Source organism: Amycolatopsis sp. NPDC051102, from assembly GCF_040682815.1.
Classification (GTDB): Bacteria; Actinomycetota; Actinomycetes; order Mycobacteriales; family Pseudonocardiaceae; genus Amycolatopsis.
Genome location: NZ_JBFBBT010000005.1, coordinates 315,472 through 340,695 on the forward strand (window position 1 = coordinate 315,472; position 25,224 = coordinate 340,695).

A 25,224-nucleotide genomic window follows, 5' to 3' on the forward strand; every position below is an offset into this window, starting at 1 on the left:
GCGAATCAGAGTCGAGGTGACGACGGTATGTCCAGTGAGGACAACCAGGACGAGGTGCTGCGGTGGGTCGAGCGGGTGGCCACGTTCTGCGTGGAGGAGTGGGCGCTCCCGCCGATCACCGGGCGCATCCTCGGCCTGCTGATGATCTGCGATCCGCCCGAGTGTTCCGCCGGCCGGATCGCCGAGACGATCCGGGCCAGCCGCGCTTCGCTGACGTCGAACATGCGGTTCCTCGCCGCCATCGGGCTGGTCCGCAAGGTTCGCGTGCCGGGTGACCGCACCACCTACTACCGCATCGAGGACGACGCCTGGCACAAGGTGATCCAGCGCAAGCTCGACAGCCTCGGCGCCTTCGGCGACATCGCCGACGAGGGCCTGAAGCTCGCCGGCGGCAACAGGGCCCGGACCGAACGCATCCGCGCCGCCCGGCAGTCCCTGACCTGGCTGCGCGACATCGCCGCCCGCAACCCCCCGAACACGTAAGGACTTTTCGTGCAACGCTTGCGACCGGACCTGGACCCGCTCCGGGAAACCTTGCTGCTCACCCTCTACGCGAGGGCCCTGGACGCGAAGCTGCCCCACCCGATCCTCGGCGACACCCACTCCGCCGGCATCGCCGACGCGATCGACTACGACTTCGCCAAGCTGAAGCTCAAGCCCAGCCTCGTCTGCGGCACCGCCCTGCGCGCCAAGAAGCTCGACGAGGCGGTCCGGAAGTTCGTCGCCGGCCACCCCGGCGCGGTCGTGCTGGACCTCGGCTGCGGGCTCGACACCCGCGTCCTCCGCTGCGACCCGCCCGCCGGCGTCGACTGGTACGACGTCGACTTCCCCGACGTCGCCGACCTGCGGTCCCGGTTCCTCCCGGACCGCTCCCGGTGCCTCGGCGCCGACCTGACCACGCCCGGCTGGCTCGACCCGCTGCCCCGCGACCGGCCGGCCATGATCGTCGCCGAGGGCCTGCTGCCGTTCCTGCCCGGCGACAGCTTCCAGCGGCTGACCCGGGAGCTGACCGAGCACTTCACCACCGGCGAACTGGCCCTCAACGGCTACACCCGTTTCGCCGCGTGGTCGATGAAGTACCACCCGACGATCAAGGCCATCGGCATCACCGCCGCCCAGGGCTTCGACGACCCGCACGACCCCGAGACGTGGAACGCGGGCCTGACCCTGGTCGAGGAGCAACTGCTCGCCCGCGCCCCGGAGGTCGGCGGCTTTCCCCAGCCGCTGCGCGCGGCCACCCGGCTCATGAGCCGGGTGGCCGCGCTGTCCCGGCAAGGCACCCGCATACTCCGCTACCGGTTCTGACGTCCTGCGGGACAAGCTCCGGCCCGAACGGCCTCCTCGGCGGGCGTGCTGTCGCTGTCACGCCCGCGAACCGCGACCCCGCGTATTTGGAAGGTTACTTTACGAACTCCGTCTGCGGTTGTATGGTCGGGACACCGCCGCCTTCAAGCAGTCCTGGTGCGAACCAGTCCAGCTACGGAGGAGTCTTGTCCCGATAGGCGTTCGCCGCGGCCGGAAGTGCTCACTTCCCGCCGCCGCGTCCGTTCTCGGCCGGGTCGCCGCTTCGATGGTCCCTCGGCCGCTCCACGCCGGTGCAGCGCCGCGTCATGCGCGGCCGGTTGCCCGTGCTTTCCGCCGATCTCGGAGGTTTCCTTGTCACGCAAGAAAAAAGCCGCCGTACTGACCGTCGTCGCCTGCCTCGTGGCCGGGTTCGGGCCGGCCGCTGTCGCCGCGCCCGGGCCGGGTGCGCTGACCGGTCTGGACACCTCGGCCGGCAACCGGGCAGCCCCGGTGCCGGGGCTCTACGACTGGAGCAAGGCCGGGTTCCGGGGCGGGCAGGACCTGCCCGGGGCCGGTGCGGTCAACCCGAGCGCGAGCTGCCGGCTCACCGCGGCCCAGCTCGCCGCCACCTACCGCGTCAAGCCGGACGACGGGGTCGACGACACCGCCGGGATCCAGGCCGCCATCGACAAGATCCACACTTCGTGCTCGCCGTCGGCGAGCTACGGGAAGCTGAGCCTGATCACCTTTCCGGCCGGCACGCTGGACGTCACGCACGAAATCCACGTCGACGCCAGTTACCTGGTCCTGCGCGGGGCCGGGATGGACCAGACGAAGTTCGTGTACCGGCCGGACAAGAACACCGGATACGACGTGCTGACCCCCGACGGCGACCAATGGGACCAGCACGAGATGAGCTACGAGGACGGCTCCGGTGGCTGGTTGTGGCCGGGGCGCGGGTTGTTCCGGGTGCAGTCGCGCGGTGTCGATCCGAGCTACGCCGACCAGTACGCGTCCGCGCCGGCCAACCGGAAGGACATCTTCGAGGGCACGATCAACGTGCACTGGAAGGCCGGCGCGAAACTGCGGGAGAAGCCCGGTGACAAGGACTTCGCCGCGCGCACCGGGGACAGGACCGTCTACCTGGCCACCAGTGCCAAGACCACGAACATGAAGGTCGGCGGCTTCGTCAACATCCGCGCCGCCAACTCGATGAAGTTCTACCAGTCGATGAACGCGGTGCCCACCACCTGGCCGCTGCAGAACCTGCACATGCGCCAGCAGTGGTTCACCATCACCGCGGTCGACACCAAGAACCACACCGTGTCGATCGACAAGCCGCTCGAGTACGACGTCCCGGTCGACTCCACTTCGGACGGTTCGGCGCCGATCGACGGCACGGCGTACGCCTCGAAGGCGTCGCCGATCGTGGACCCGGTCGTCGGTGTCGGCTTCGAGGACTTCGCCTTCACCCAGGCGCCGCCGCCCGGGGTGACGCCGGAGCAGGCCGAGGACAATTACGGCAACCTGGCTCCGTCGCTGGCCATGCAGGGGATCGTGTTCAAGTGGGCCGCGAACTCGTGGGTGCGGGGCATCCACGCGGTCATGACGGGGTCGCACCCCATCGTCACCGAGGAGGCCAAGAACCTGCAGATCGTCGGCAACGAGCTGGACGGCGCGTGGAACAAGGGCAAGGGCGGCAACGGCTACTTCCGCGGCTCGCGGGTCTGGGATTCGCTCTACGCCGGCAACACCACCCGCGACCTCCGGCACTTCACCTTCCAGTGGTCGGCCTCGGGCAACGTGGTGATCGGCAACGACATCGACTCCGACTTCAACATCCACGGCGGCTACGAGCGCAACAACCTGTTCGAGAACAACACGAACAACGTCTCCTACGCCCACCGCTCGGGCAACTGCACCGCGCACTGCGGCGACGAGGGCGGCGACGCGCCCGACGACTCGTCGTGGTTCCCGATCTACTGGTCGACCGGGCAGAAGGCGGTCAAGTGGTCCGGCTCTTCGGGACCCCGCAACGTCTTCTTCGCCAACACGATGACCAAGCAGATCACCGCGGGCGCGGCGTACACGCCGTACTACGCCGACCGCACGAAGATCTACCAGTTCGGCTGGGACGGGTCCGCGTTCCACCACCTCGACGTCGGCGGCAAGCCCATCGTGGACTGGGCGCACAACGAACAGCGCGACTACACCCACGGCCACGGCGTCGACGACTCGAAGACGAGCACGGCGAAGTCCCTGTTCCTGAAGAACATCGGCTGACCGGGCTAGTCCTCGTCGATCCGGCGTTGCAGCTCGGCGGCGTCCTCGTCCCGGCCGGCGAACTCGTACAGCTCGACGAGGGCCTCCAGGACTTCGGTGTTGCCGGAGGACGACCACGGCGTCAGTGCCTCGACGACCTTGGCCACTTCGGCAGGGCGGTCAGCCAAACCCGACTCACGCAGCACGCGAACGGCTTCGACGACGGAGTCCTCGTGTCCCGCGGCCGCCGCGCGGCAGTAGTACTCGAGGGCGACATCCGGGAAGCCGTCGTCCCAGGGGGTCCACTCGATCTCCGGCCCCAGGTCGAATTCGGGGCTGGTGAAGGATTCGTAGATCCAGGCCGTCCAGTACAGCGCCTCCGGTTCGCTGCGGCCGGACAGCCAGTCGACGGCTTCCCGTTTCCGCCCGCGGCTCTCCAGGAACCGCGCCATGCCCTCCGGCCGGCCGGCCGCGGCGTACAGCAGGTACGCGTGGCGATCGAGCCTGCGGACGTCGGCACTGCGGGCCAGGGCGGGCAGGGAATCGCGGGCGGCGTGGTCCGGCAGCGCGTTCCACAGCGACGCCGGGACGAGCTCGTTCGCCCGGCCGGCCCGGCCGGCCTGCTCCAGGTAGTCGGCCAGCCGGTAGTGCGGCCCGGCCGGGGCCTGCTCGCCGGGTCGCGGCTTGATCAGGGTGAGCGGCCCGCGAACTCCGCGGCACCGGGCGCCCGCGTAGCTGAAAGCCGCCGCCGGCCAGCCGTCGTCGAGGGACTCCCACTCGTCGTCGCTCAGGTAGCCGGGGGCGGCGGCCTCGAGAAGCGGACGGGGAATCGCCGGGCCGTGGCCGAGCCGCCGGGCGTCCACCGCGGCGTCGATCAGGGCGCGAGGTGCCGCGGGAGCGTTGCGGTAGCGGTCGAGCAGCGCGGGCACCCCGGCGAGGAACTGGGTGATCCGGCCGTCCGCCACCTGCGCCAACGCCTCGGCGAAGCGCGGATCCGCACGGACGGCCCGGCGCACGGCCGCCAGCGCGGCACCCGTGAAGGACTCGGGAACACGCACGTCGGCGCCGGTGAGCAGCGCGCGAGCCTGCTTGTTCGCGTCCGTGGTCAGTACCGGCCAGTCCTCGGGCCAGATGGTGCCCAGCAGGAGGACGGGCCCGCGGTCCGCGCGCCGCAGGAGCTCGCGCAACCCCGCCGCTATCCGCTCGCCGTGGACCGGCGCGCGCAGGTAGTAGGCACTCTCGTTCAGCCACACCACGGTCTTCGGAACGACCCGGGCCAGCCCGGAAACGGCGTCTTCCGGATCGATCGGGTGCCAGAGCCGCCAGTCGTCCGGCACCAGCCGCAACGCTTCCCAGCAGGCCCGGGTCTTGCCGGTCGAGGACCCGCCGACCAGGAAGACGGCGACGCTGCCGCCCGCCGCGGCGCGCAGCACCGACTGGCGCAGCCGGACGTCGTGCGCGCGCTCGACGTACGCGGGCAGCACCGCCGAACCCGGTCCGGCGTCGATGGCCGGGTGCACCTCGAACGCCAGCGGATCGGTGACCTCCCGGACCGGCACGCCGACCGGGCCGGGATCGGGCGGCCGCGCGATGATGATGTCGCGGGCCTGCACGACGGGGCCGAGGACGACGCCACTGACTTCGTTGTGGACGTCGTGTTCCTCGGCCATCAGGCCATTCTAGGACCGGACCGCCGGAGCGATGCCCCGATTGCCGGCGATCACGACTCCTTGAGCCGGCTGCCGCGGCGCCAGATCGCGCGGGTGTCGAGCGTGTCGCCGATGTTCGCCGTCGGGTCGCCGTCGACGAGCAGGAGGTCGGCGCGGAGTCCTTCGGCGATCCGTCCGCGGTCGCCGAGGCCGAACCGGCGGGCCGTGGTGGCGGTTGCCGCGCGCAGCGCCTGGGCGGGCGTGAGGCCGGCGGCCACGAGGTACTGCAGTTCCTGGTGCAGGCTGGCGCCGTGGGCCAGGCCGCCGAAGAACGTCTCGGCCATCGAGGCGTCGGTGCCGGCCAGCAAGTCCACGCCCGCTGCCGCAAGCGCTTGCACCGTCGCCAGGACGTCGTCGAGATTGCCCTGCGGGTAACGGTCGTAGCTCGAGCGCAGGGTCTTCTCCCACTGGGCGTCGAGGCGGCGGGCGACGCGCGGGTCGTCGGCGAGTTCACTGCCGGTGATGCCCATCATCGACGCGTCGAGGCAGATGCACGGCACGACGAACATCTCCGCCCCGGCGATCAGGTCGACGATTTCGGTGGTGTGCGGGCGATCCATGAACACGTGGACCAAGCCGTCGATGCCCGCCTCGACGGCCATCCGGGTGGCGTCGAGGGTCAGCGTGTGGGCCACGGTGAGGGCGCCGTGCTTCTTCGCCTCGGCGACGCCCGCGTCGAGCGTGGCCTGGTCGAGCATCGGCAGGCCGGGGTGGCCCTCGACGCTGCCGTCGTCGATCATGAACTTGATGTAGTCGGAGCCGCGCGCCAGCAGCTGCGGCACGTACGCGGCGGCCTGTTCCGGGGTGGTGGAGAACGGCATCAGCGGCATCACCGGCGGCAGGTTGCCGCCCGGCCGGAAGCCTTCCGGCATCAGCTCGCTGGGGTGACCGCCGGGCGGGGTGATGCCGAACCCCGCCGACCGGACGTCGGCGACGGTGTCGTCCTCGGTGATGTGCGCCCGGTTTTCGCGCGTGTTCACGCCCTGCATCTCCAGCTCGGTGGTGACGCCGAAGCGCAGGGCCAGCGCCAGTGAGCCCGGGCCGGAGTGGACGTGCGCGTCGATCAGCCCGGGCAGCAGGGTCGCGCCCCGGCCGTCGACGACTTCGGCACCCTCGGGCACTTCGCCGCCGACCTGGCGGATCTTCGCACCGTCGAGGACGACGGTCTGCACCCCCAGCGTCTTCTCCCCGTCGAACACCCGGGCACCGGTGATGGCAGTGGTGGCCATGGCGGCCTCGCTCTCTCTTCGCAGTTACATACCTGATGCTATGCACTTTGCCACTGGTATGCAAATGCCGGGAGTACTACGCTCCGCCAGGTGAGAAGTTCCGCGGAAGACGCCCTGCTGGACCAGATCGGCCCGGCCCTGTCCCGGCTGCGCCGGCGCACCCCGGCCTCGGGCCGCGACCTGTCCCGGAACCTGGTGCTGAACGTGGTCGCCGACGCGCCGGGGGAGATGACGGTCGGCGGGCTCGCCGCGGAGATGGGCGTGGTGCAGCCGGTGGCCAGCCGCACGGTCGCGGCGTGCATCGCCGACGGCCTGCTGCGGCGGGCCGCCTCCCAGGCTGACGGCCGCCGGACCGTGCTCGAGCTCACCGAACGCGGCGAAGCCGAGCGGGCCCGGTTCGCCGCCGAGCAGCGCGCGGCGTTCGAAGCCATCACGGCCGGGTGGTCGGCGGCGGACCGGGCCCAGTTCGCGCGGCTCCTGGTCCGCTACACCACCGACGCCGGGGAGTGGTCCCGCCGGCAGCCCTGAACCCGGGGCTCGTACCGGGGTGCCGAGGGCACGGGCAACCGGTCGCCCGTGCCCTCGGCAGTTCGCCGGGAAGCCTCGTGTCCACGGTGGACGATGCAGTACGCCGAAGCGCAAGTCCCGAAGGGGTTCCCTGCGGGCGATGTCCGCCTACCGGCGCGGGCGGCTCGCCGCCGACCTGGCCGCGCACCGGCGGTACCGGCACGAGCCGCTGACCGTGGCCGTGACGGGGGCGAGCGGGCTCGTCGGGACGGCTTTCACGGCCCTGCTGGCCACCGGAGGTCACCGGGTCGTGCGGCTGGTGCGGCGGCCCGCCGCGGCGCCCGGCGAGCGGGAGTGGCGGCCGGCGCAACCCGCCGCGGACCTGCTCGCCGGGATCGACGCCGTCGTGCACCTGGCGGGGGCTCCGACGGCCGGGCGGTTCGACGAGCGGCACCGGCGAGCCGTGCGCGACAGCCGGACCGCGCCGACGCGGGCGCTCGCCGCGCTGGCCGCGCGGACCGCCGACGGGCCCAAGGTATTCGTCTCGGCGTCCACCGTGGGCTACTACGGGCCTGGCCGCGGTGACGAGATCCGCACCGAGAAAAGCCGGTGCGGGCCGGGGTTTCTCGCCGACGTGGCCGACGGGTGGGAAGCGGCGACCGAGCCGGCCCTGGTGGCGGGGCACCGGGTGGTGCGGGTGCGCACCGGGCTGGTGCTCAGCCCCCGCGGCGGCCTGCTGCGGCTGCAGTACCCGCTGTTCGCCGCCGGGCTGGGCGGCCCGCTCGGGTCGGGGCGGCAGTGGATGCCCTGGATCGGCATCGACGACCTGGCCGAGGTCTACCTGCGCGCGGTGACCGATCCCGGCCTGGCCGGGGCGGTCAACGCGGTGAGCCCGGAGCCGGTGCGCAACGCCGAGTACACCCGCGTCCTCGGCAGCGTGCTCGACCGGCCGGAGGTGCCCGCGCCCGGCCCGCGGCCGCTGCTGGGCGCCGACGGCGTCCGGGAGCTCGCGCTCGCCGGCCAGCGGGTCGAGCCGCGGCGGCTGCTCGAGGCCGGCCACGAGTTCCGCCACCCGCACCTGGCGGACGCGCTCGCACACCTGCTCGGCACGGCGGCCGCCCCCATTTCCTCCACCACGGGAGAACCGGCATGACGACGTTGCCCCGTTCCGCTCGTTCACCGCTGGCACTGACCGGTTTCCTCGCGGCGGTCGCCGCGGTGGCCGTCGTCGGCAGCCTGGCCGCGACGCGGTCGCGAACTGTCTACAACGGACTCGTGCAGCCGCCGTCCTGGTTGTTCGGTCCGGTGTGGACGGTGTCGTACGTCCTGATCGCGGTGTCGGGCTGGCTGTTCTGGCGCGCTTCGGGAACCCGCCGCGAATTGGCGGGCTCCGGTCGGGACAGTCGTCACACGGTCTAACGCCGGACGGCTTCGAAGCAGACCTCGCCCATCGGGTTGTCACCGGTGAGGGTGAAGTCGGTCAGTTTGCCCTGGTGGTCCGGGGTTCCGCGGGCGAAGACCGCGATCGCGCCGTGGGGGTGGCAGTAGGTCAGGCCGCCCTGGTCGGCGACCGCGGTGGACTCGAGGGTCTGGGCGAGGACGGTCAGCGGGGCGCCGTCGTTCGCGTGCAGCTCGGTGAGGGCCTCGGCCGGGCTGCGCGTGCCGAACGGGTCGTCCATCAGGCGGCCCAGGGCCGCGTAGTCGCGGTGGCAGGCCGCGTCGTGCACCGCGCGCGCCGGGGCGAGGAGCCCTTCGGCCAGCGGGTGGCCGTCCAGGTCGGTCGTCGTGAGCGGCCCGCACGCCGGTGCGGCCGGAGCCGGTGCGACGGCGGCCGGGCCCGGATCGTCGCCGCGAGCCGCCAGCCAGACCGTCCCGGCGAGGAGCAGCAGCAGCGCCGCGATCGCCGTGAGCCACCGGGTTCTTCTTCGCACGGATCCCCCTCGTCGTCAGCAGTAGGGCAGGGTGCCGAAGCGTTCCGGGTGCGGATCGCGGGGGACGCTGAAGTCGCCCACGGCGAAATACACGACGTGGTAGGCGGCCTCGTGGTTCCCGCTGCAGGCGAACCCCGTCACGCGGAACGGCTTCCCGCCGTCGTCGACGATCGTCTGCTTGATCTGGGTGCCGGACTGGGAAAACACCGCGAGGACGTAGTCGTAGGCGCCCTTGGCCGCCGACGCGGTCACGACCACCTCGCTGGTTTCGCCGTTGCCGAGCTTGATCGTGTGCGCCGGGAAGTACGGGCCGGCCGGGAAGTTCCGGTTGCCGGTCGCGTCGCGCACGGCGGCCTGCAGGACGGGGAACCGGTCGTCCAGCTCGAGCAGCGTCTGCGCCGAATCCTCGCTTCCCTGCGACGGAACCCACACGAGACCGCCGCTCAACGGCGGCACCCGCTTGCGGATCACCGGCCGGATGTCGGTGACGACGACCTGCCCGGTTCGCGGGCCCTCGAGGTGCAGCCGGATCACCTGCTGCTCCAGGCTCGCGGCACCGGAGACCCGGACGTCGTGCGCCACGGTGTCGTCCGTCCCGGCTCCGGGCCGGGCGAGCCGGGCGGCGAGTCCGGGGCCGGGGAAACCGGGGTCTTCACTCGCGTAGCCCCACGGCCCGGCGTCGTTGGCCGACAGGTCCGCGGTCACCCGCAGTTCCGCCGGCCCGGACGGCTGCAGCCAGAAGACGGCGCCGGTCCCGGCGAGCAGGACCACCACGAGGCCGCCGATCAGCCACCACCGCGGCCGCGCGAGCCGACGGCCGAGGTAAACGGGGCCGGTGATGTCGCGGGCCTGCACGACCTGAGCGGCATTTCCCCGAATGCTGTTCTTCGAAGAACTGTCCGCCGAATCGGACGACGTGCCGCCGGTCATCGAACTCCCCAAGATCGCGTTCCCCTGTGCGAAGGAACCCGATCCTACGGCACCCGGAATGGGGACGCGGGTTTACCGGCCGAAGTCACGACGTGCAACTGGGCGCGGTGTAGGTCAGCTTGGCCTCGTCGACGTAACCGCTGATCCCGGTGCGGGCGACCGTGCCGAAGTAGCGGTGCGGGTAGCGGTCGTGGGTCAGCGTGCGGACCTGCACGACGTCGGCGGTGCGGACCTCGCCGATCGGGCTGCCCGCCGCGTCCAGGACCGCGCCCGCGCGGGTGACCCGGTAGTCGCGAGCCGGCACGCACGGTTCGTCCGACGTGCCCAGCAGCGCCACCCCGGCGCCGGTCAACGCCGCCGCCGCGCTGACCACCAGGGCCGTTCTGACGCTGATCCGCCTGGCCGGGGGCGTCTCGGACGGGGCCGGACGACCGGCGGACGCGTCCGGACGGGGGTCGTCCTGCTCGGCGGCGGCCGCGGCGATCCAGCGTTCCTTCCACGCCGGCCCCGGTTCGCCGCACGCCTCGGCCAGCGCCACGACCAGGTCGCAGGCCGGCAGGCGGTCACCCCGGAGCGCGTCGTGCAGTGTGCTGCGGGGGTAGCCGGTTCTTCGGGCCAGTTCCGCGAAGCTCGGCATGCCGTTTCTCCGGCGGATCCCGCGCAGATCGTCGATCAATTGCGTCGTCGTTCCGGTCGGCATCTTCTCCCCGTTTCCCATCCGGATCCGTCCGGGTGCGTCCCGAACCCTAGCCGTCACCGTCGGCCGTTCACTAGGAACCATTCGGTGAGGTCGCCGATTACCGAACGAAAGGAGGCGCGATGGGGGAATTCCGATCCCGGGCCGTGCTCGCCGCACTCGTCACGGCCGGATTGGCGCTGCTGACGGTGGCGCCGGCGGCGGATGCCGGGGAGGTGCACCGGATCAAGACCGCGCCGTCGCCGAGCACGGGCGCACCCATCGACGGGGGCGGGAGCTGGATCGTCAACAAGCCGAGCGGGTACTACGTCGGCCGGGCGATGCCGGGGGACACCTTCGACGACGAGGTCACCACGAGCGCCAACTGGCACTTCGGCCGCGCGCAGTCGACGGTGAACATGTGCGGCTGGGTGCTCCCGGGCTCGATGGGCGCCGACGTCGGGCCGGTGGCGGACAGCTGTTCCGCCACCACCCAGGGGACGATCTCGCACCGCCTGACCGTGGGCCGCGACTACAACGCCCCGGCGCACCAGGCGACCGACGGCAGTGCGGTGCCGGCCAACCCGGCCTGCACGCTGTACTTCAACTACTTCTACGGGACCGACTTCGCGTCGAACGGCGGCCACTGGGCGACGGCGGCGGGCGCGCCGCAGAGCAGCGTCCGCTACCGCTTCACCACGCGTGACGGCCAGGCGGCCGTGGTGCGCGACACCGTGCTCGGCTGGGGATTCCTGCCGATCGGCTGCGTCCAGCGGCCGGCCTCCCTCTACAACGACAACGACTGAACGAAAGGAAACCATCGTGCGCAGTGCGAAGAACGTCATCGGAGCGGGTGTCCTGGTGGCCGCGGCGATCTGCCTGGGAACACCGGGCGTCGCCGGCGCCAGCGGCAGCTCGGTGGACGAGATCCGCTGGCAGTGCGGCGCGGACAGCGTCACGGTCCGCTCGTACCCGGGCGGCCCGGCGATCCCCGGCGAGACGATCGGCTACGGCGTCCGGGTGAACGTCGACAACCACAACGACAACGTGTGGTGGCACATCAACTCCCCGTACGGCGGTTACGTCCTGGCGCAGTACTTCTGCTGACGGCCGGCGGCTCGGGGCGGCCCGTTCCGGCGGGCCGCCCCCGTCCCGGCGGGTCCAGGACGAGGGTCGCCGTCACGCGATAGCCGCCGCCGGGCAAGGGGCCCGTCGTCAGCTCGCCGTGGTACAGCGCGACGCGCTGGGCCATTCCCGTGAGGCCGCGGCCCGATGACGGCAGCCGCGCCGCCGGGGCGTGGCCGCCCGTGTTCGTCACCTCGATGGCGATCCGGTGCGGGGCGAAGTCGATCGCCACGCGGCCCGACGCGTCGGCGGGGGCGTGCTTGACCATGTTCGTGACCGCCTCCTGGACGATGCGGTACGCGTGCAGCGCCGCGGCCGCCGGGAGGCCGTCCGGTTCGCCCGTGACGGCGAGGTCGATCGCGCGGCCCGTCTGCTCGACCAGGGTGCGCAGGTCGGTGAGCGTCGGCTGGGGGCTGCGGGCCGCCTTGCCCGCGTGCAGGACCTCCAGCAGCCGCCGGAGCTCGGCGAGCGCTTCGCGGCCCGTGGCGCCGATCGTGGCCAGGGTGCGGTCCACCACCTCCGGATCGCGGTGCCGGGCGATCCGCGCGCCGTCGGCGTTGAGCACGATCACGCTCATGCTGTGCGCCAGGACGTCGTGCAGCTCGCGGGCGATGCGCGTGCGCTCTTCCGCGGCCGCCGCGCGCGCCTGCGCCGCGGCTTCCGACACCGCCAGCCGCGCCCGCAGCTCCTCCTCTTCGGCGAGCTCACGGCGGGCGCGGGCGAACTCGCCGAGCGCCCACGCCGTCACCGGCAGCGGGAGGGCGCCGGCCACCGCGACCACCGGGCCCGCCGTGTCCGGGCCCCAGACCACCGCCCAGAACGCGTACAGCGCCAGCAGGCACGCGGTGATCAGCGCGCCGAACCGGCGGTCACCCAGCCTGACCAGGGTGAACAGCGCCACCGCGATCGCCAGCTCGCCGCGGCCGCGGTCGTGGGCCCAGACCTCCGTCAGGTACTGGACGGCCGTGGCGGCGACCGCGAGCACCGCGACCGTGCGGGGGAACCGCCGCCGCGCCAGCAACGGCAGGAAGAACAGCGTCGGGATCGCGCGCGGCACCCAGCCCTCGCCCGCGAGCCAGGTCGGGGTGAGGAGGAGGAACACCGCGCAGAGCGACACCGTCCCGCGGTGGCGCCGCGCCCGGACCACGAGCCGCTGCATGCCCGGAACGTATCCGGGCGACGGCGATCACCGCGTCATCCTCAGTGCCGGGCCGCCTCCTCCGCAAGGAGGACCCCGGCCGTCATGCTCCGGGCCGGTTCGCGGTGGGGATCGTGATCGGCGTGCTCGTCGGGGACGACGCCTTGTTGAGGAACAGCATCGCGAGCGCCCGCACGAACTGGTCGAACAGGTAGAACCCGGCCGGGGCGATCGGCAGCAGGCCCTCGCGGAACGCGATGTAGGCGGGCCACCCGGTGCGGACCAGCGCGGCCGCCGCGTAGTCACGCCGCAGGCCGAGCCAGTCGCCCACCTCGTCGCTGAGCACGTACCGCACGAACTCGTCGAGGAACCCGCGGGTGACGCCGAGGTCGACCTGCGCGGTCAGCCCGAGCAGGTCCTCGGCCAGCTCCTTGCCCTCGGTCGTGGGGGCCAGCAGCGGGGTGAGCACCTGGGCCGACTGCGCGTCCGCCTCCGCCCACGTCTTCGGGATGAACTCGTCGCGCACGCCGAGCAGGTGGATGGCCACCTGCCACTGGTGCAGGAAAGCGTCCTCGTCCGCGGCCGACATCGGGACGTGCCATTCGCGCAGCTTCCGGTGCACGAAGGTGCCGAGGCTGTGGAAGGTGACCAGGATGTCGCCGTTGCTGATCGGCACCTGCTCGTCGGAGCCCGCCCGCCAGTGTGCCGACTGCGGCAGCAGGTGCCGGACGGCCGCGTGCACCAGCCGCGTCTTGGTGGCCGTGACCACGAACTGGCCGCCGGGTTCGAACGCGTCGAGGTCGCTGAGGTCGTAGCCGAAGGTGAACGTCTTGGCCGCGCGGTCCTGCATGTTCGCCCCGCCCGCGGACCAGTAGACCGACCGGGCCTCCCGCGGGATGACCGTGCTCATGATGCCGCTGCCCAGACCGTAGAGCAGGAACAGGTAGGTGTCCTTGCGGCGGTTGAAGTCGGCGGCGCGGCGCAGCTTCGCGGCGTCGGCCCAGGACGGCAGCCCGTTCACCCGCCCGAGGTAGCCGGCGAGGTCGGCAGGCAGGCCGCCGGGCAGCGGGTCGCCGTTGTTCACCCACGACCGCAGTGCCGTGTTGACGGCGGGGACCTGTCCGCCGTCGACGAGACCGGCGACCAGGCGGTCCACCTCGTCGTCCCAGACCCACCACGGGTCGGTGCTGCCCGCCGCCCAGGCGGGGACGACGCTCGCCGCGCTCACGAGACCCAGTGCGACACCGAGCGTAAGAACGTTCCTCCTGCTGAGATTGCTCATTTACTTACCTAGCTTCCTTGGTAGGCAGTAGGCCGGTCAGGCCGGGTATCAGCGGTGGTGATCCGGCGTGGGACACGGACGCCGGGAGGAGATTCTCCATTAACATAGGAGGTGACTCGCGCGTCGGCAAGACCCGGGCGTCCTGTGGTTGGATGGCGCCATGGCCCCGTGTCCGCGCACCCCTTCCCGGCGGCCGCGGTGACGGCCGGGCCGGCCGCGGCCGTGCGGCCGCGCAACCGGCGGCAGCTCATCGTCGAGGCCGGCGCGACGCTGTTCAGCGAGCGCGGCTACCACGCGGCGTCGATGGAGGAGATCGCGGCGCGCGTGGGCATCACCGCGGCCGCCCTGTACCGGCACTTCCCGAACAAGTACGCGCTGTTCGCCGAGTGCGCGAACGTCATGGCGGACCGGCTGGTCGCGGCGCTCGGCGACGTCCCCGGGGACGCCGGGCCGGCCGGCGTCCTCGCCGCCGTCACCCGGGTCACCGTCGCCCACCGCGCGTCCGGGGGCGTGTACCGGTGGGAAGCCCGGTACCTCGAGCGGGCCGACCGCAGGCTGCTGCGGGCCAAGTTCGCGCAGGTCGTCGGGCGCGTCACGGACGTCGTGCGCCGCGCGCACCCGTGGCCCGGCGAGCAGCTGCGCGCGGTGGCCGCGCTCGGGGCGATCGGGTCGGTCACGATGCACCACACCTCGATCGCGCAGCGCCGGGCCGAAACCCTGCTGCTGGACGCGGCGCTGCGGGTGGCCGCGACCGGTCCCGCGGCGACCGCGCGCGTGGTCGAACTCCCGGCCGCGCCGGTGCCCCGCACCCGGCGCTCGGAAATCCTCGCGGCCGCCGTCCCGCTGTTCGAGCGGGACGGGTTCGCCACCGTCACCAACGGCCGGATCGCCGAGGCGGTGGGCCTGGTCCCGTCCGCGCTCTACCGGTACTTCCCCGGCAAGGCCGACATCCTGGCGGCGGCGTGCCTGCAGGCCGCCGCCCTGCTGGCCCAGGCGGTCGAGCACAACCTCCGCGGGACGACCGGCCCGCACGACGCACTGGCCGCGCTGACCGCGACCTACGTGGCGTACAGCTTCGAGCACCACACGCTCACCAGCGTGGCCGACGCCGAAATCGCGGGACTGCCGCCGGCGCTGCGCCGCCCGCTGGTGGCGGCGCAGCGCGAGCACATCGCGGTGTGGGAGCAGCACCTGCGCGAGGCCCGCCCGGAGCTGGACGCCCGCCAGGCGCGGGTGCTGGTGCACGCGGGGTTCGGCGTGGTCGTCGAAGCGGGACGCCTGCTGCGGTGGGCGGACCGGCCCGAGCACCGCGCGGCCGTCGCCGCCCTGTTCGCGAGTGCCCTCGGGCTCTGACCCCGGAATCCGCCCGGTTCGATCGACGGCCGGTCCTCCGGGTGGCCCAACCGGAACGCGGACAGCTGATCCGCGTTGCCGGCGGTTCCGTCACGACGGGAAGCGCATCCCCCGCGTGGAGCAGCCGCGCTCACTCGGCGTCTTCGCTTTGGGGACAAAGGGTTTCCGGTTGCGCGGCGGCGGAGCGGACGGCGGCCGGCGCGGGAAAGCGGTCCGCTTGGCGGCACGATTCTGCCGGACCGGGGGAAATCCCGGCCGATCGGGAAGCCGTTGTGACCCGCGGTGAGTGAAGGTCATCAGTTCGTGGACTGATGGATCGGCGGGGAATCTGCGTAACGTGGCCAAGGCGTGAAAAGCGGCGGCCGCCGGAGCACGTTTCCACCCACCCGTTGTTCCTTCCCTTTTCTGGAGTTCCCATGGCCGGAAGGCTGAACCGTCCCGCTGCGGCGGACGGCGTCGTCGCGTACCAGGACAAGGACAAGCAGGACATGTTCCACTACTTCCCGCTGCGGATCGATTCGGTCCTCGGGGAGACGTTGCGCAGCTTCAAAGTCGACTACTACGGCGTGAGCGCCAAGCCGTACTGGGTCGACATGGGCAACGAGAACTACCAGAGCTGCGTCGGCGGCAACCTCTCGGGGACCGCCGTGCCGGAGCTCACCACCGCCCAGCGGGCCAACATCACCAAGGTCATCGGGGACGTCTACGGCGTCAAGAAGCCGAACCTGGTGCCGCTGGTGCTGAACAACGTCACCGTGCAGCCGATCTTCGCCAAGCACATCGTGGACATGGGCACCGGCGGCTCGGCCACCTTCCCCAACGAGCTGTCCATCGGCGCGAGCACCGGCTACCAGATCGGCAGTGGCAACAGCCTGTTCGCCGAGCTGGTCGGCAGCGAACAGGACCACGCGGAGCCGCGGCCGGACTTCGCGATCAACCTCTCCGGCGAGGCCGAGCTGTACGCCGACCCGTGGGTGGCGGAAATCCACGCCGACCTGCGGAGGGTCTGGGAGTACACCCGGACGAAGGTCGACGTCGGGCTGAACCTCGGCTGGTTCAACCTGGGCACCAGCATCGACAAGATCACCCAGGAGCTGATCACGAACAACATCGTCGACATCCGCTACATCCAGGGCAGCGGCGGCAACGAGTTCGGCTGGCAGATGCTCAACAGCACGAAGACGCTGTTCGAGGCGATCAACAAGCAGATCACCGCGGGGGAGGGCCTGTTCAAGTTCGAACCGAATCCGACTCCGCAGGAACCCACCAAGGACGAGAATTGGGCGTCGAAACTGCTGCCGTTCACCACGTCGATCAACGTCGGGTACGTCAGCAATTTCTTCAAGCAGGAAATCACCTTCGACCAGAAGGTCTCGTTCGAAGGGATGATGCCGGTCCGGTTCAACAGCTCGATGGCGCTGGCGGTGCCGTGCGCGGCGAGCACCGAGAGCCACTTCTACGACCTGCAGATGATGGCGCAGGGTTGCGTCACCAAGGCCAAGCACGAGGGGCTGCAGAACCGCATCGACACCGAGAAGGAAGCCAAGCGGAAGAAGCTGCTCCTTTACATGGCGAAGGTCGAATCCGGTGAGTGGACACCGCAGCAGTACTCGACGATGGTCGCGACGCTGAACACCATCACGCTCACGGAGTACCCGTCGATCGGCGGCGTCCGCGAGGACGGCAGCCCGGAGATCACCGCGGCCTCGCCCGAAGAGGTCGACGAGGTGCTGGCGCGCATCGAGGAAGCCGTCACCGGCGGCCTGGTGCCCGCGCAGCGCCCGCGCCGCTCGGCGACTCCCCGCCGGGTCAAGGTCTGACCACGAAACCCCTTGGAGGCAATGCCATGACGATGACCCTGCCGGCGTTCCACCGGCCCGTCCGCAGCCACGTCCGGGTCGGGATGCCGTTCCCGCCCGACGGCCGGGAGCGGGTGCAGCAGACCACCCAGCCGCCCTGGTCGGGCCTCGGCCTGCTCTCGGCCACGATGCCGGACGGCGAAGTGCTGGAGGCGACGGGGTTCGCGATCGCCCCGCAGTACGTGGTGACCGCGGCCCACGGGGTCTACGACGCCGACCACGGCGGCCGGGCCGTCGCGGTGACGTTCGAAGCCGGCCGGGACGCCACCCGGACACCGTTCGGCGTGACCAAGGCGACCGCGTGGACCTACCCGGGCCAGTACCCCTCCGGTGGCCGGCCGTACGACTACTGCCTGGTGAAGCTCGCGACGGCGCTGCCGCCCCCGGTGACGCTCTACCGGCTGACCGCGGCCTCCGACGCGGATCTGACGGCGGGGACGTGGCAGGTGGCCGGCTACCCGGACGACAAGGCGCCGGAGAACTCGCTGTGGTACGACGACGGCAAGCTGCTCAGCCCGCCGGGCACCCGCATCCTGAACTACCGGATCTCGACCTCCGGTGGTCAGAGCGGGGCTCCGGTGTCGCCGTACCTGGAGGAGCGCGCGCCGGCCGCCGTGGGCATCCACGCCGGGGTGGCGCCGGACAAGAAGTCGAACGAAGCGGTGCGGCTGACCCGGGAGGTGATCGGCGAGATCGAGTCCTGGAAGTAGCCCGCCGGAGGCGGCCGCCGAGCCGGTGCGGCGGCCACCTCCGTGGCGTCCGGTTCACCGCCGGACGGGGGAGACCCCTACGGCGTGGTCAGGTCGAACCGCTGCAGGGTGACCGACCCGCCGAGTGCCTGGCCGGCGTAGTTGAAAACGGCGAACCGGTAGCCCATGAAGAACTGCCACGCGTTGTTCAGCGTGAACGCGCTGCCCAGCGGCGTGAACGTCGTTCCGTCGGTGCTGTAGGAGAACCGGGCCTGGCGGCCGCTGCCGGGACGGATGTCGGCGTTGGCGCGCAGCCAGATCTTCGTGCCCGGCAGGTCCGCGGCCGCGACCTCCGTTCCGGTGCCGGTCGTGTTCCAGTTCCCGTCCATGGTCAGGCCGTTGACCATCACGACGCGGTTGCGGCCGCCGTCGCGCTTGACGCCGATCCACGCCGACGAGTCGCGCAGCATCGCCAGCCCGGTCCGGTCGCCGTCGCGCAGGGCCGTCAGGTCCAGCGTGGCGGTGGCCGTGGAGGTGGGGCCCTGGATTCGGCGGGTCAGGGTGTTGCGGGCCGAGTACAGGTCGTTGGTGACCGTGGCGGTGGACAGCTTCAGCCCGTTTCCCACCGAGAACTTCGTCGTGTCCGGGTTGTGGTTCCACTCCCACTGCGGCCCGAGCGTCGTGCCCTGGAAGGTGTCCGTGCCGGTCATCGGTTCGACCTGGCGGGGTGGCGGCGGCAGGTTCGGCTTCGGGTACGTGACGCCCCAGCGTCCGTTGACCGTCTGCAGCCGCGGCCAGCCGTCGGCCGTCCAGGTGATCGGGGCCAGCACCGGGACCCGGCCGCCGGGGTAGGCGTCGACGAAAGCCATGTAGTACCAGTCGCCGTTCTGCGTCTGCACCAGCCCGCCCTGGTGCGGCACGCCGCCGCCCTGGATCGGGCCCGGCAGGTCCAGCAGCACCTGCTGCACGGTGTAGGGGCCGAACGGGCTGCTCGCCTTCAGGATGTACTGGCCGTTCGCCGGGCGCGTGGTGAAGATGTAGTAGCTGCCGTTGCGCTTGTAGAACCGGGACCCCTCCAGGGTGCCGATGTTCGACGGCGTCTGGAACACCTGCTGCGAGCGGACTTCCGTCTTCCCGTCGGGGGACAACTGGGCGACGCTGAGGGTGGTGTTGCCGTAGGCGACGTACATCGTGTCGTCGTCGTCGATGAGCATGCCCGCGTCGTAGTAGCACTTGTCGATCGTCGTGTGCTTGGACCACGGGCCGTCCACCGCGGTGGCGGTGTAGATGTAGGTCTTGGCGAAGTCGATGCAGCCACCCCAGTAGAAGGTGTTGTTGCTGGCCCGGTGGTTCAAGAACGACGCCCAGATGCCGCGGACGTAGCCGCGTCCGCCGTTCAGGTCGTACTTGGCGCCGAAGTCCAGCTTCGGCACCGAATGCCCGGCGTACTCCCAGTTCACCAGGTCGTAGGAGCGCAGGATCGGCGCGCCCGGCGAGTAGTGCATGGTCGACGCCGAGTAGTAGTAGGTGTCGCCGACGCGGATGATGTCGCCGTCCGCGAAGTCCTGCCACACCACCGGGTTCGTGAAGGTGGACGGCTGGTTCGGCGTCGTGGTGGTGGTCGGGGTGCTGGGGGTTGTCGGTGTCGTCGTTGTCGGAGTCGGCGTGTCGACACCGCCGGTGCAGGCGACGCCGTTGAGCCGGAAGGACGACGGAACCGGGTTGCTCGCGGAAAAGGTGCCGTTGAACCCGAACTCCGCCGTGCCGCCGGTGGGGATGGCGGCGTTGTAGGCGACGTTCTTCGCGCTGACCTGCGTGCCGTCCTGGGTGATCGTCGCGTTCCAGTACTGGCCCACCTGCTGACCGGACGCGAAGGACCACTCGAGCGTCCACCCGCTGACGGCGTCACCGAGGTTGGTGACCGACACGGACGCGCCGAAGCCGCCCTGCCATTCCGAGGTCTTCGTGTAGCTGACCGAGCAGCCGGAAGCGGCCACAGCCGGGGCGGACACCGCGAGCAGGGTCGCGGCCGTCCCGGCGACGACCGCGGTGGCCGCCGCCAGGACCGGCCGGATGGCCGACGAACGTAACGACATGATGTTCCTTCACTGGACGGGGACGGTCAGGCGGCGAACTGCCACCAGTTCACGTTGAACAGGTAGCCGCTCCCGCCGGTGAAGCGCAGGACCAGGTCCTGGGTGCCGGTGGCGCCGGTGACCGGGCAGGACACCGATGCCCACGTTTGCCAGCCGCCGGTGCCGGCCACCGTGCAGCGGCCTACGACGGTTCCGCTCGCGCTGCCCAGGCGCAGCTCGATCGTTCCGCCGGCGGCCGCGGAGGCGACGCGGGCGGTGAACGACTTCGCGCCCGCGCCGAAGGCGACGTTGCGGACCTTGATGCTGTCGCCGTTTTCGAGCCAGCCGACGTTCATGCCGCCTTCGGAAGCCGGTTCGGTTTCGATGCCGGAACCCCAGGCGATGGTCTCCGCTTCCTGCCGCGTGTACGGATCGAGCGTGTCGGCCGGTGGCGGCCCGCCGGTGGTCATGTTGATGGTGGGGATGCTGCCGTCGGCGTTGTAGGCGAACTTCTCCACCGCCACCGAGCGCGTGTAGCCGCCACCGCCGGGCAGCGCGCCGTTGTGGTAGAAGAAGTACGAGCTGCCCTTGAAGTCCACGATGCCGGGGTGGTTGGTGAAACTGCTGCCCTGCGTGGGCATCACCGTGCCGCGGTAGGTCCACGGGCCGGTCGGGCCGGGCGAGGTGGAGTAGCCGATGAACTCCGAGCAGCACTTGGCCGCGAACACGTTGTAGTACGTGCCGTTGCGCTTGTAGACCCAGGGCCCTTCCTCGTACAGCGTCGGGCGGCTGCCCCCGTTCGGGCGGGTGCCGAACCCGGCCGTGGTGAGCGGGACCTGGTTGACACCGCCCGAGAACGACGTCATGTCGGCGTTCAGCCGCACGTACCAGAGATTCGGGTTGCCCCAGTACAGGTACGCCTGGCCGTTGTCGTCGATGAAGACGGTCGGGTCGATCTCGCCGTTCTCGACGAGCGGGTGGCCGAGCGCGTCGCGGAACGGCCCGGTGGGGCTGTCGGCGACGCCGACCCCGATGGCCATCCGGCCGCTGGCGCGGTTGACCATCGGGACGTACCAGTAGAACTTGCCGTTGCGCTCGATGGCCTGCCCGGCCCACGCGTCCTGCTTGGCCCAGCTGAACGTCGACAGGCTCATCGGCGAGCCGTGATCGGTCCAGTTGACCATGTCCGCCGACGACCAGACGCGCCACTCCTTCATGGTGAAGTACGTCGAGCCGTCTTCGTCGTGGCCGGTGTAGAGGTAGACGCGGCCGTCGTGCACCAGCGGCGCCGGGTCCGCCGTGTAGATGTGCTGCACGATCGGGTTGTCGGCGTGGGCGCTGCCGGGCAGGACGGCGAGCGCGGCCACGACGGCAGCCAGCAGACAGGTCAGCTTGCGGCGCACGAGGACGTCACCCCCTCGGCGCTTCCGGTGCCCTGGAAGCCGAACTCGGTCGACTGCCCGGCCGCGACGGTGCCGTTGTAGCTGACGTTGGCCCACGTGACGCTGCCCGTGGTGCCGCTGTTGCCGGCGCTCCAGGAGCTGGTGACGGCGGCGCCGGCGGGCAGGTCGGTCGTCACGCGCCAGCCGGTGAGGCCGGCGGTGCCCGCGGTGACCTTGACGGTGGCGACGAACCCGCCGTTCCACTGGTTCAGCGACACCGACGCGCTGCAGCCGCCGGGGACCGGCGTGGTCGTGGTGGTCGTGGTGGGCGTGGTCGGCGTGGTGGGCGTCGTCGGGGTGGTCGGCGTGGTCGGGGTCGTGGGCACGGTCGGGCCGCCGGCGTTCAGCGCGTCGAGAACGCTGTTGTAGGCGGCTTTCTTGTTGCCGTTGCTGTCGAACAGCAGCGGGTTCTGGCCGGTGCGCCAGGAATCGCTGTCGCGGATGCCCCACACGGTGATCCCGGCGCAGCGGGCGACGGCCAGGCAGGCGCGGGTGACGGTGCCGTAGACCGCGGCCTGGTTCGACCCGGAGATGTCCAGCTCGGTGATCTGGACCTCGACGCCGAGGTCGGCGAACCGCTGGAGGTTGGCCTGGTAGTCACCGGGCGCGGAGTTGGTGAGGTGGGACTGGAAGCCGACGCAGTCGATCGGGACGCCGCGGGACTTGAAGTCGCGGACCATGTTGTAGATACCGGTGCTCTTCGCGTTGACACCGTCGGTGTTGTAGTCGTTGTAGCAGAGCTTCGCGCCCGGATCGGCGGCGCGCGCGGCCCGGAAGGCGGCTTCGATCCAGTCGTTGCCGGTGCGCTGCAGGTTCGAGTCGCGCCGTCCGCCGCTGCCGCCGTCGGCGAACGCTTCGTTGACGACGTCCCAGGCGTAGACCTTGCCCTTGTAGTGGGTGGCGACCTGGGTGACGTGGTTCATCATGGCCTGGCGCAGGTCGGAGCCTTCCATGCGCTGCGCCCAGCCCGGTTCCTGCTGGTACCACAGCAACGCGTGCCCGCGGACCCGCTTGCCGGTGCTGACCGCCTGGTTGAGGATCCGGTCGCCGCCGCTGTAGTTGAACTGCCCCCGGTTGGGTTCGGTGGCGTCCCACTTCATTTCGTTTTCCGGCGTGATCATGCTGAACTCGCGGTTCAGGATGTTCACGTAGGTCGAGTCGCCGAGCTTCCCGGCCGAAACGGCGGTGCCGAAGTACCGCCCGGTCTGGGCGGCCGAGGCGCCGAGCGTCGTCGCGGCGCCGGCGGAGGTGGCGAGCGTCAGCGAAATCCCGAGCGACGCGGCGAGCAGCGCCGAGGCGAGTGCCGCGCGGGAGAAGGACCGCGATGTCAGTTTCATGTGCGCACTTCCTGGAGGCGGTGGTGGACGGGTGGGGGAGAGGTCAGGGCTGGTACGGCCGGCTGTGGCCGGGCTCGCCGGGCCGGGCCCGGCCGGAACGCCCCTCGCGGTCGCGGCCGGCCATCCCGGCGGGCGGCACCGGGACGGAAGTCTTCGCGAGGTTCATCGTGGTTCCTTCGCTCGCCGGTGAATGCATTCCGAGAGCCGGTGCGCCATTCGGCCCGGAAGTTCGGGCGCCGCCTTTCCGGGGTGGCGGCGAACGCAGTGTCGCACCGGATGTTCACGCTCACAAGAGGCGGGCGAGATCGGCGGAATCGGCGAGCTGAAAGGCGGTCGCGGGAATGAAAATTTCACGGCAACCGGTGTTCCGGGAAACGCGGATTGCGGAATTGCCGCGCGCCGGGCGCACCGCCTCGGCGGCACGCCCGGCGCGTGGCCGCGTCAGCCGAGGACGTCGGCGAGCCGGTCGACCTGGTCGGTGTCGGGGGACCAGCAGTAGCAGACCACCTCGTCGGCGCCCAGGCCGGTGAACTCCGCCACCGCCGCGCGGATGGCCGCGGGGGTGGTCAGCAGGCGTCCGGCCGTCGCGGCCGCCAGGGCCGGGTCGAAGGCGTAGTAGGCGAGGATCTGCTCGCGTGCTTCCTCCACAGTGGACTCCGGGCCCAGCGCGGTGGTCAGCTGCCCGACCAGCCGGGGACGGCCCGGGCGGCCCGCGCGGGCCCACGACGCCTCGACGTACTCGAACTGACGGCCCGCGGCGGCCAGCGAGGTCGCGCACAGCAGCCCGTCGGCGAACCGGGCCACGCGTTCCAGTGCCGGCTCGGCGAACCCGCCGATCAGCACCTCGGGGCCGCCGGCGCGGGCCGGGGCCGGGCCGATGGGGCCGCCGGACCAGATGTCGCGCATGGTCTTCAGCTGCTCGTCGAACCGGCGTCCGCGGGTGCGCAGGTCCACGCCGACGAGGTCGAACTCGTCCGCGCGGCCGCCCACGCCGAGGCCGAGGGTGAAGCGGCCGCCGGAGAGCCGGTCCAGGGTCGCCGCCTGCTTCGCCAGCAACGCCGGTTCGCGCAGCGGCGCGAGCAGGACTTCGGTCTGCAGCCGGATCCGGGTCGTCGCGCCGGCGAGCGCGGCCAGCGTGACCAGCGGCTCGGGGTTGTCCCAGATGAGCCGGTCGGCCAGGCCGAGGGAGCGGAACGGGCCGTCGTCGGCGCGCCGGGCCCAGTCGAGCAGCCGTTCCGGGCGGGCGACGGGCAGGCCGAGGCTGAGGGACATCGAAGTCTCCGATCGGGAGGGAACCAGTACGGCCCCACTGTCGCGGCTTCGGCGAAGCAACCCCAGAAAGAAGACGATCTTCGGCGATTTTCTCCGAACAGTGCGCTCAGGCGGCGGTTTCCGTCCGTTTGACCGTGCGCATGACCGGTGCGGTCTCCACCCCGGACACGCCGGGCAGCGCGGCCAGCGGCCCGGTGAGGTAGGCGTAGAGCGCGCGGGGATGGCGGCACAGGACGCTGACGTACAGGTTCGCCGGCCCGGTGGTCGCCGCGGCGAAACAGACCTCGGCGTGCCCGGCGAGGGCGGCGCCGGCCGCCTCGAGGTGCCGGGGAGCCACGGACAGCCACAGCGACGCGGCGGTCCGCAGCCCCAGCACCGACGGCGCGAAGTCGACGTCGAAGTACAGCGCCCCCCAGTCGCGCAGCTCGCCGAGCCGGCGCCGGACCGTCGTCTGGGACCAGCCCGTGGCCGTGGCGAGCTCGCGGAAGCCGGTGCGGCCGTCGTGGCCGAGCTCGGCCAGCAGCGCCCGGTCGCCGTCGGTCAGTTCGACCGGCTCGTCCCCGGCCGCCGGACCGGCGTCCGGCGGCCGGAACTGCTCGACCTGGGCCGCCGTCAGCGGACCGGCCTTGGTCAGCAGGCTGGTCGGGCCGCCGAAGAAGACGTGCACCACGCAGTGCGCGCTGACGTGGGTCACCGGTGGCGTGCGGGGCAGACGCGCGAGCACCGACGACGTCGCCGCCTCGGCCGGGGTGCGGACCATGCAGACGATCTCCGCGCCACCCGAGGCGATGTGCACCCACGACGTCTCGGGCCGGTTGGCCAGCGCCCGCGCGAGCCCGTCGGCCGCGCCGGGGCTGCAGGCGACCCGGACCAGCCAGGCCTCCTCCCCGACGGCGTGCGGCGGCGTCTGCCCCACGACGCGCACGTCCCCGGAGGCACGCAACGCCTGGTACCGGCGCGCGACGGTCTGATCCGACACGCCGAGCACCTCGGCGACCTGGCTGAACGGCACCCGCCCGTAGATCTGCAGTGCCTGCAGCAATCCCAGTTCCACTCGGTCCACCCCGAAACGATAATCGGCGACGGAGGCGGGTGGGGGCGGAAAACCGATCCGGCACCGCGGC

23 protein-coding genes and 1 pseudogene are annotated in these 25,224 nt (G+C 71.6%); 11 read left to right on the forward strand and 13 right to left on the reverse strand.

The features are described from left to right. Positions 1 to 27: 27 nt before the first annotated feature. The 3 genes from AB0M93_RS18725 (at position 28) to AB0M93_RS18735 (ending at position 3,567) form a co-directional block, all read left to right on the forward strand. A complete protein-coding gene (locus AB0M93_RS18725; protein WP_364275012.1) occupies positions 28 to 483 on the forward strand; it encodes a transcriptional regulator in 456 nt (151 codons plus the stop codon). A 9-nt stretch (positions 484 to 492) separates the two neighbouring features. Further along, positions 493 to 1,305 carry a class I SAM-dependent methyltransferase gene (locus AB0M93_RS18730; RefSeq protein ID WP_364275014.1) on the forward strand — a complete coding sequence of 271 codons (813 nt, stop codon included), beginning with the start codon at positions 493 to 495 and terminating at the stop codon, positions 1,303 to 1,305. A gap of 351 nt (positions 1,306 to 1,656) precedes the next feature. Next, the gene (locus AB0M93_RS18735) at positions 1,657 to 3,567 is read left to right on the forward strand and encodes a hypothetical protein (protein WP_364275016.1); all 1,911 of its coding nucleotides are present in this window, start codon (positions 1,657 to 1,659) and stop codon (positions 3,565 to 3,567) included. Between the two features lie 5 nt (positions 3,568 to 3,572). On the opposite strand, the gene AB0M93_RS18740 is transcribed toward AB0M93_RS18735, so the two are convergent. After that, positions 3,573 to 5,216 carry a hypothetical protein gene (locus tag AB0M93_RS18740; protein WP_364275018.1) on the reverse strand — a complete coding sequence of 548 codons (1,644 nt, stop codon included), beginning with the start codon at positions 5,214 to 5,216 and terminating at the stop codon, positions 3,573 to 3,575. 50 nt (positions 5,217 to 5,266) lie between these two features. Beyond that, the gene (locus AB0M93_RS18745; RefSeq protein ID WP_364275020.1) at positions 5,267 to 6,484 is read right to left on the reverse strand and encodes an amidohydrolase family protein; all 1,218 of its coding nucleotides are present in this window, start codon (positions 6,482 to 6,484) and stop codon (positions 5,267 to 5,269) included. A gap of 90 nt (positions 6,485 to 6,574) precedes the next feature. Between AB0M93_RS18745 and AB0M93_RS18750 the strand changes: the two genes are divergently transcribed. The 3 genes and pseudogenes from AB0M93_RS18750 to AB0M93_RS18760 all read left to right on the forward strand — a co-directional run. Then, the gene (locus tag AB0M93_RS18750) at positions 6,575 to 7,012 is read left to right on the forward strand and encodes a MarR family winged helix-turn-helix transcriptional regulator (RefSeq protein ID WP_364275022.1); all 438 of its coding nucleotides are present in this window, start codon (positions 6,575 to 6,577) and stop codon (positions 7,010 to 7,012) included. Between the two features lie 139 nt (positions 7,013 to 7,151). After that, a complete protein-coding gene (locus AB0M93_RS18755) occupies positions 7,152 to 8,144 on the forward strand; it encodes a TIGR01777 family oxidoreductase (RefSeq protein ID WP_364275024.1) in 993 nt (330 codons plus the stop codon). Beyond that, positions 8,141 to 8,371, forward strand: a pseudogene (locus AB0M93_RS18760) (TspO/MBR family protein); the annotation flags it as partial. The gene AB0M93_RS18755 and the pseudogene AB0M93_RS18760, both read left to right, overlap by 4 nt. A gap of 35 nt (positions 8,372 to 8,406) precedes the next feature. Here the strand turns inward: AB0M93_RS18760 and AB0M93_RS18765 are convergent. The 3 genes from AB0M93_RS18765 to AB0M93_RS18775 form a co-directional block, all read right to left on the reverse strand. Further along, positions 8,407 to 8,922 carry a hypothetical protein gene (locus tag AB0M93_RS18765; protein WP_364275025.1) on the reverse strand — a complete coding sequence of 172 codons (516 nt, stop codon included), beginning with the start codon at positions 8,920 to 8,922 and terminating at the stop codon, positions 8,407 to 8,409. A gap of 15 nt (positions 8,923 to 8,937) precedes the next feature. Then, positions 8,938 to 9,852: a hypothetical protein gene (locus AB0M93_RS18770; protein WP_364275027.1), complete on the reverse strand. Its 915-nt coding sequence runs from the start codon at positions 9,850 to 9,852 to the stop codon at positions 8,938 to 8,940. Positions 9,853 to 9,937: 85 nt separating this feature from the next. Next, positions 9,938 to 10,552 carry a helix-turn-helix transcriptional regulator gene (locus tag AB0M93_RS18775; protein ID WP_364275029.1) on the reverse strand — a complete coding sequence of 205 codons (615 nt, stop codon included), beginning with the start codon at positions 10,550 to 10,552 and terminating at the stop codon, positions 9,938 to 9,940. A gap of 119 nt (positions 10,553 to 10,671) precedes the next feature. Here AB0M93_RS18775 and AB0M93_RS18780 point away from each other — a divergent pair, with 119 nt between their 5' ends. Further along, positions 10,672 to 11,334 carry a hypothetical protein gene (locus AB0M93_RS18780; RefSeq protein ID WP_364275031.1) on the forward strand — a complete coding sequence of 221 codons (663 nt, stop codon included), beginning with the start codon at positions 10,672 to 10,674 and terminating at the stop codon, positions 11,332 to 11,334. Positions 11,335 to 11,350: 16 nt separating this feature from the next. Next, entirely contained in the window at positions 11,351 to 11,635 is a 285-nt protein-coding gene (locus tag AB0M93_RS18785; protein ID WP_364275032.1) for a hypothetical protein, read from the forward strand. Here the strand turns inward: AB0M93_RS18785 and AB0M93_RS18790 are convergent. Together AB0M93_RS18790 and AB0M93_RS18795 are read right to left on the reverse strand one after the other, a co-directional pair. Next, positions 11,589 to 12,812 carry a histidine kinase gene (locus AB0M93_RS18790; protein ID WP_364275034.1) on the reverse strand — a complete coding sequence of 408 codons (1,224 nt, stop codon included), beginning with the start codon at positions 12,810 to 12,812 and terminating at the stop codon, positions 11,589 to 11,591. The two genes, AB0M93_RS18785 and AB0M93_RS18790, sit on opposite strands and share 47 nt — an antisense overlap. Positions 12,813 to 12,894: 82 nt before the next feature. Then, entirely contained in the window at positions 12,895 to 14,073 is a 1,179-nt protein-coding gene (locus tag AB0M93_RS18795; RefSeq protein ID WP_364275036.1) for an oxygenase MpaB family protein, read from the reverse strand. A 198-nt stretch (positions 14,074 to 14,271) separates the two neighbouring features. Between AB0M93_RS18795 and AB0M93_RS18800 the strand changes: the two genes are divergently transcribed. The 3 genes from AB0M93_RS18800 to AB0M93_RS18810 all read left to right on the forward strand — a co-directional run bounded on the left by AB0M93_RS18800 (position 14,272) and on the right by AB0M93_RS18810 (position 17,995). Further along, entirely contained in the window at positions 14,272 to 15,426 is a 1,155-nt protein-coding gene (locus AB0M93_RS18800; RefSeq protein ID WP_364275175.1) for a TetR/AcrR family transcriptional regulator, read from the forward strand. 416 nt (positions 15,427 to 15,842) lie between these two features. Further along, positions 15,843 to 17,246, forward strand: a complete 1,404-nt coding sequence (locus tag AB0M93_RS18805) for a hypothetical protein (RefSeq protein ID WP_364275037.1) — start codon at positions 15,843 to 15,845, stop codon at positions 17,244 to 17,246. Between the two features lie 26 nt (positions 17,247 to 17,272). Beyond that, a complete protein-coding gene (locus AB0M93_RS18810; RefSeq protein ID WP_364275039.1) occupies positions 17,273 to 17,995 on the forward strand; it encodes a trypsin-like peptidase domain-containing protein in 723 nt (240 codons plus the stop codon). A gap of 77 nt (positions 17,996 to 18,072) precedes the next feature. Here AB0M93_RS18810 and AB0M93_RS18815 read toward each other — a convergent pair whose 3' ends face one another. The 6 genes from AB0M93_RS18815 to AB0M93_RS18840 form a co-directional block, all read right to left on the reverse strand. Beyond that, a complete protein-coding gene (locus tag AB0M93_RS18815) occupies positions 18,073 to 20,070 on the reverse strand; it encodes a family 43 glycosylhydrolase (RefSeq protein ID WP_364275041.1) in 1,998 nt (665 codons plus the stop codon). Between the two features lie 26 nt (positions 20,071 to 20,096). Then, positions 20,097 to 21,452, reverse strand: coding sequence for a glycoside hydrolase family 43 protein (locus tag AB0M93_RS18820; protein ID WP_364275043.1), 1,356 nt, complete (start codon positions 21,450 to 21,452; stop codon positions 20,097 to 20,099). Further along, positions 21,437 to 22,828 (reverse strand): endo-1,4-beta-xylanase, encoded by a 1,392-nt coding sequence (locus tag AB0M93_RS18825; RefSeq protein WP_364275045.1) that lies wholly within the window; start codon positions 22,826 to 22,828, stop codon positions 21,437 to 21,439. Before AB0M93_RS18825 ends, AB0M93_RS18820 begins: the two co-directional genes overlap by 16 nt. A gap of 43 nt (positions 22,829 to 22,871) precedes the next feature. Next, a complete protein-coding gene (locus tag AB0M93_RS18830) occupies positions 22,872 to 22,994 on the reverse strand; it encodes a hypothetical protein (protein ID WP_364275047.1) in 123 nt (40 codons plus the stop codon). Positions 22,995 to 23,269: 275 nt separating this feature from the next. After that, positions 23,270 to 24,100: an LLM class flavin-dependent oxidoreductase gene (locus tag AB0M93_RS18835; RefSeq protein ID WP_364275049.1), complete on the reverse strand. Its 831-nt coding sequence runs from the start codon at positions 24,098 to 24,100 to the stop codon at positions 23,270 to 23,272. Between the two features lie 106 nt (positions 24,101 to 24,206). Then, positions 24,207 to 25,163 (reverse strand): Lrp/AsnC family transcriptional regulator, encoded by a 957-nt coding sequence (locus AB0M93_RS18840; protein ID WP_364275051.1) that lies wholly within the window; start codon positions 25,161 to 25,163, stop codon positions 24,207 to 24,209. Between the last annotated feature and the right edge of the window lie 61 nt (positions 25,164 to 25,224).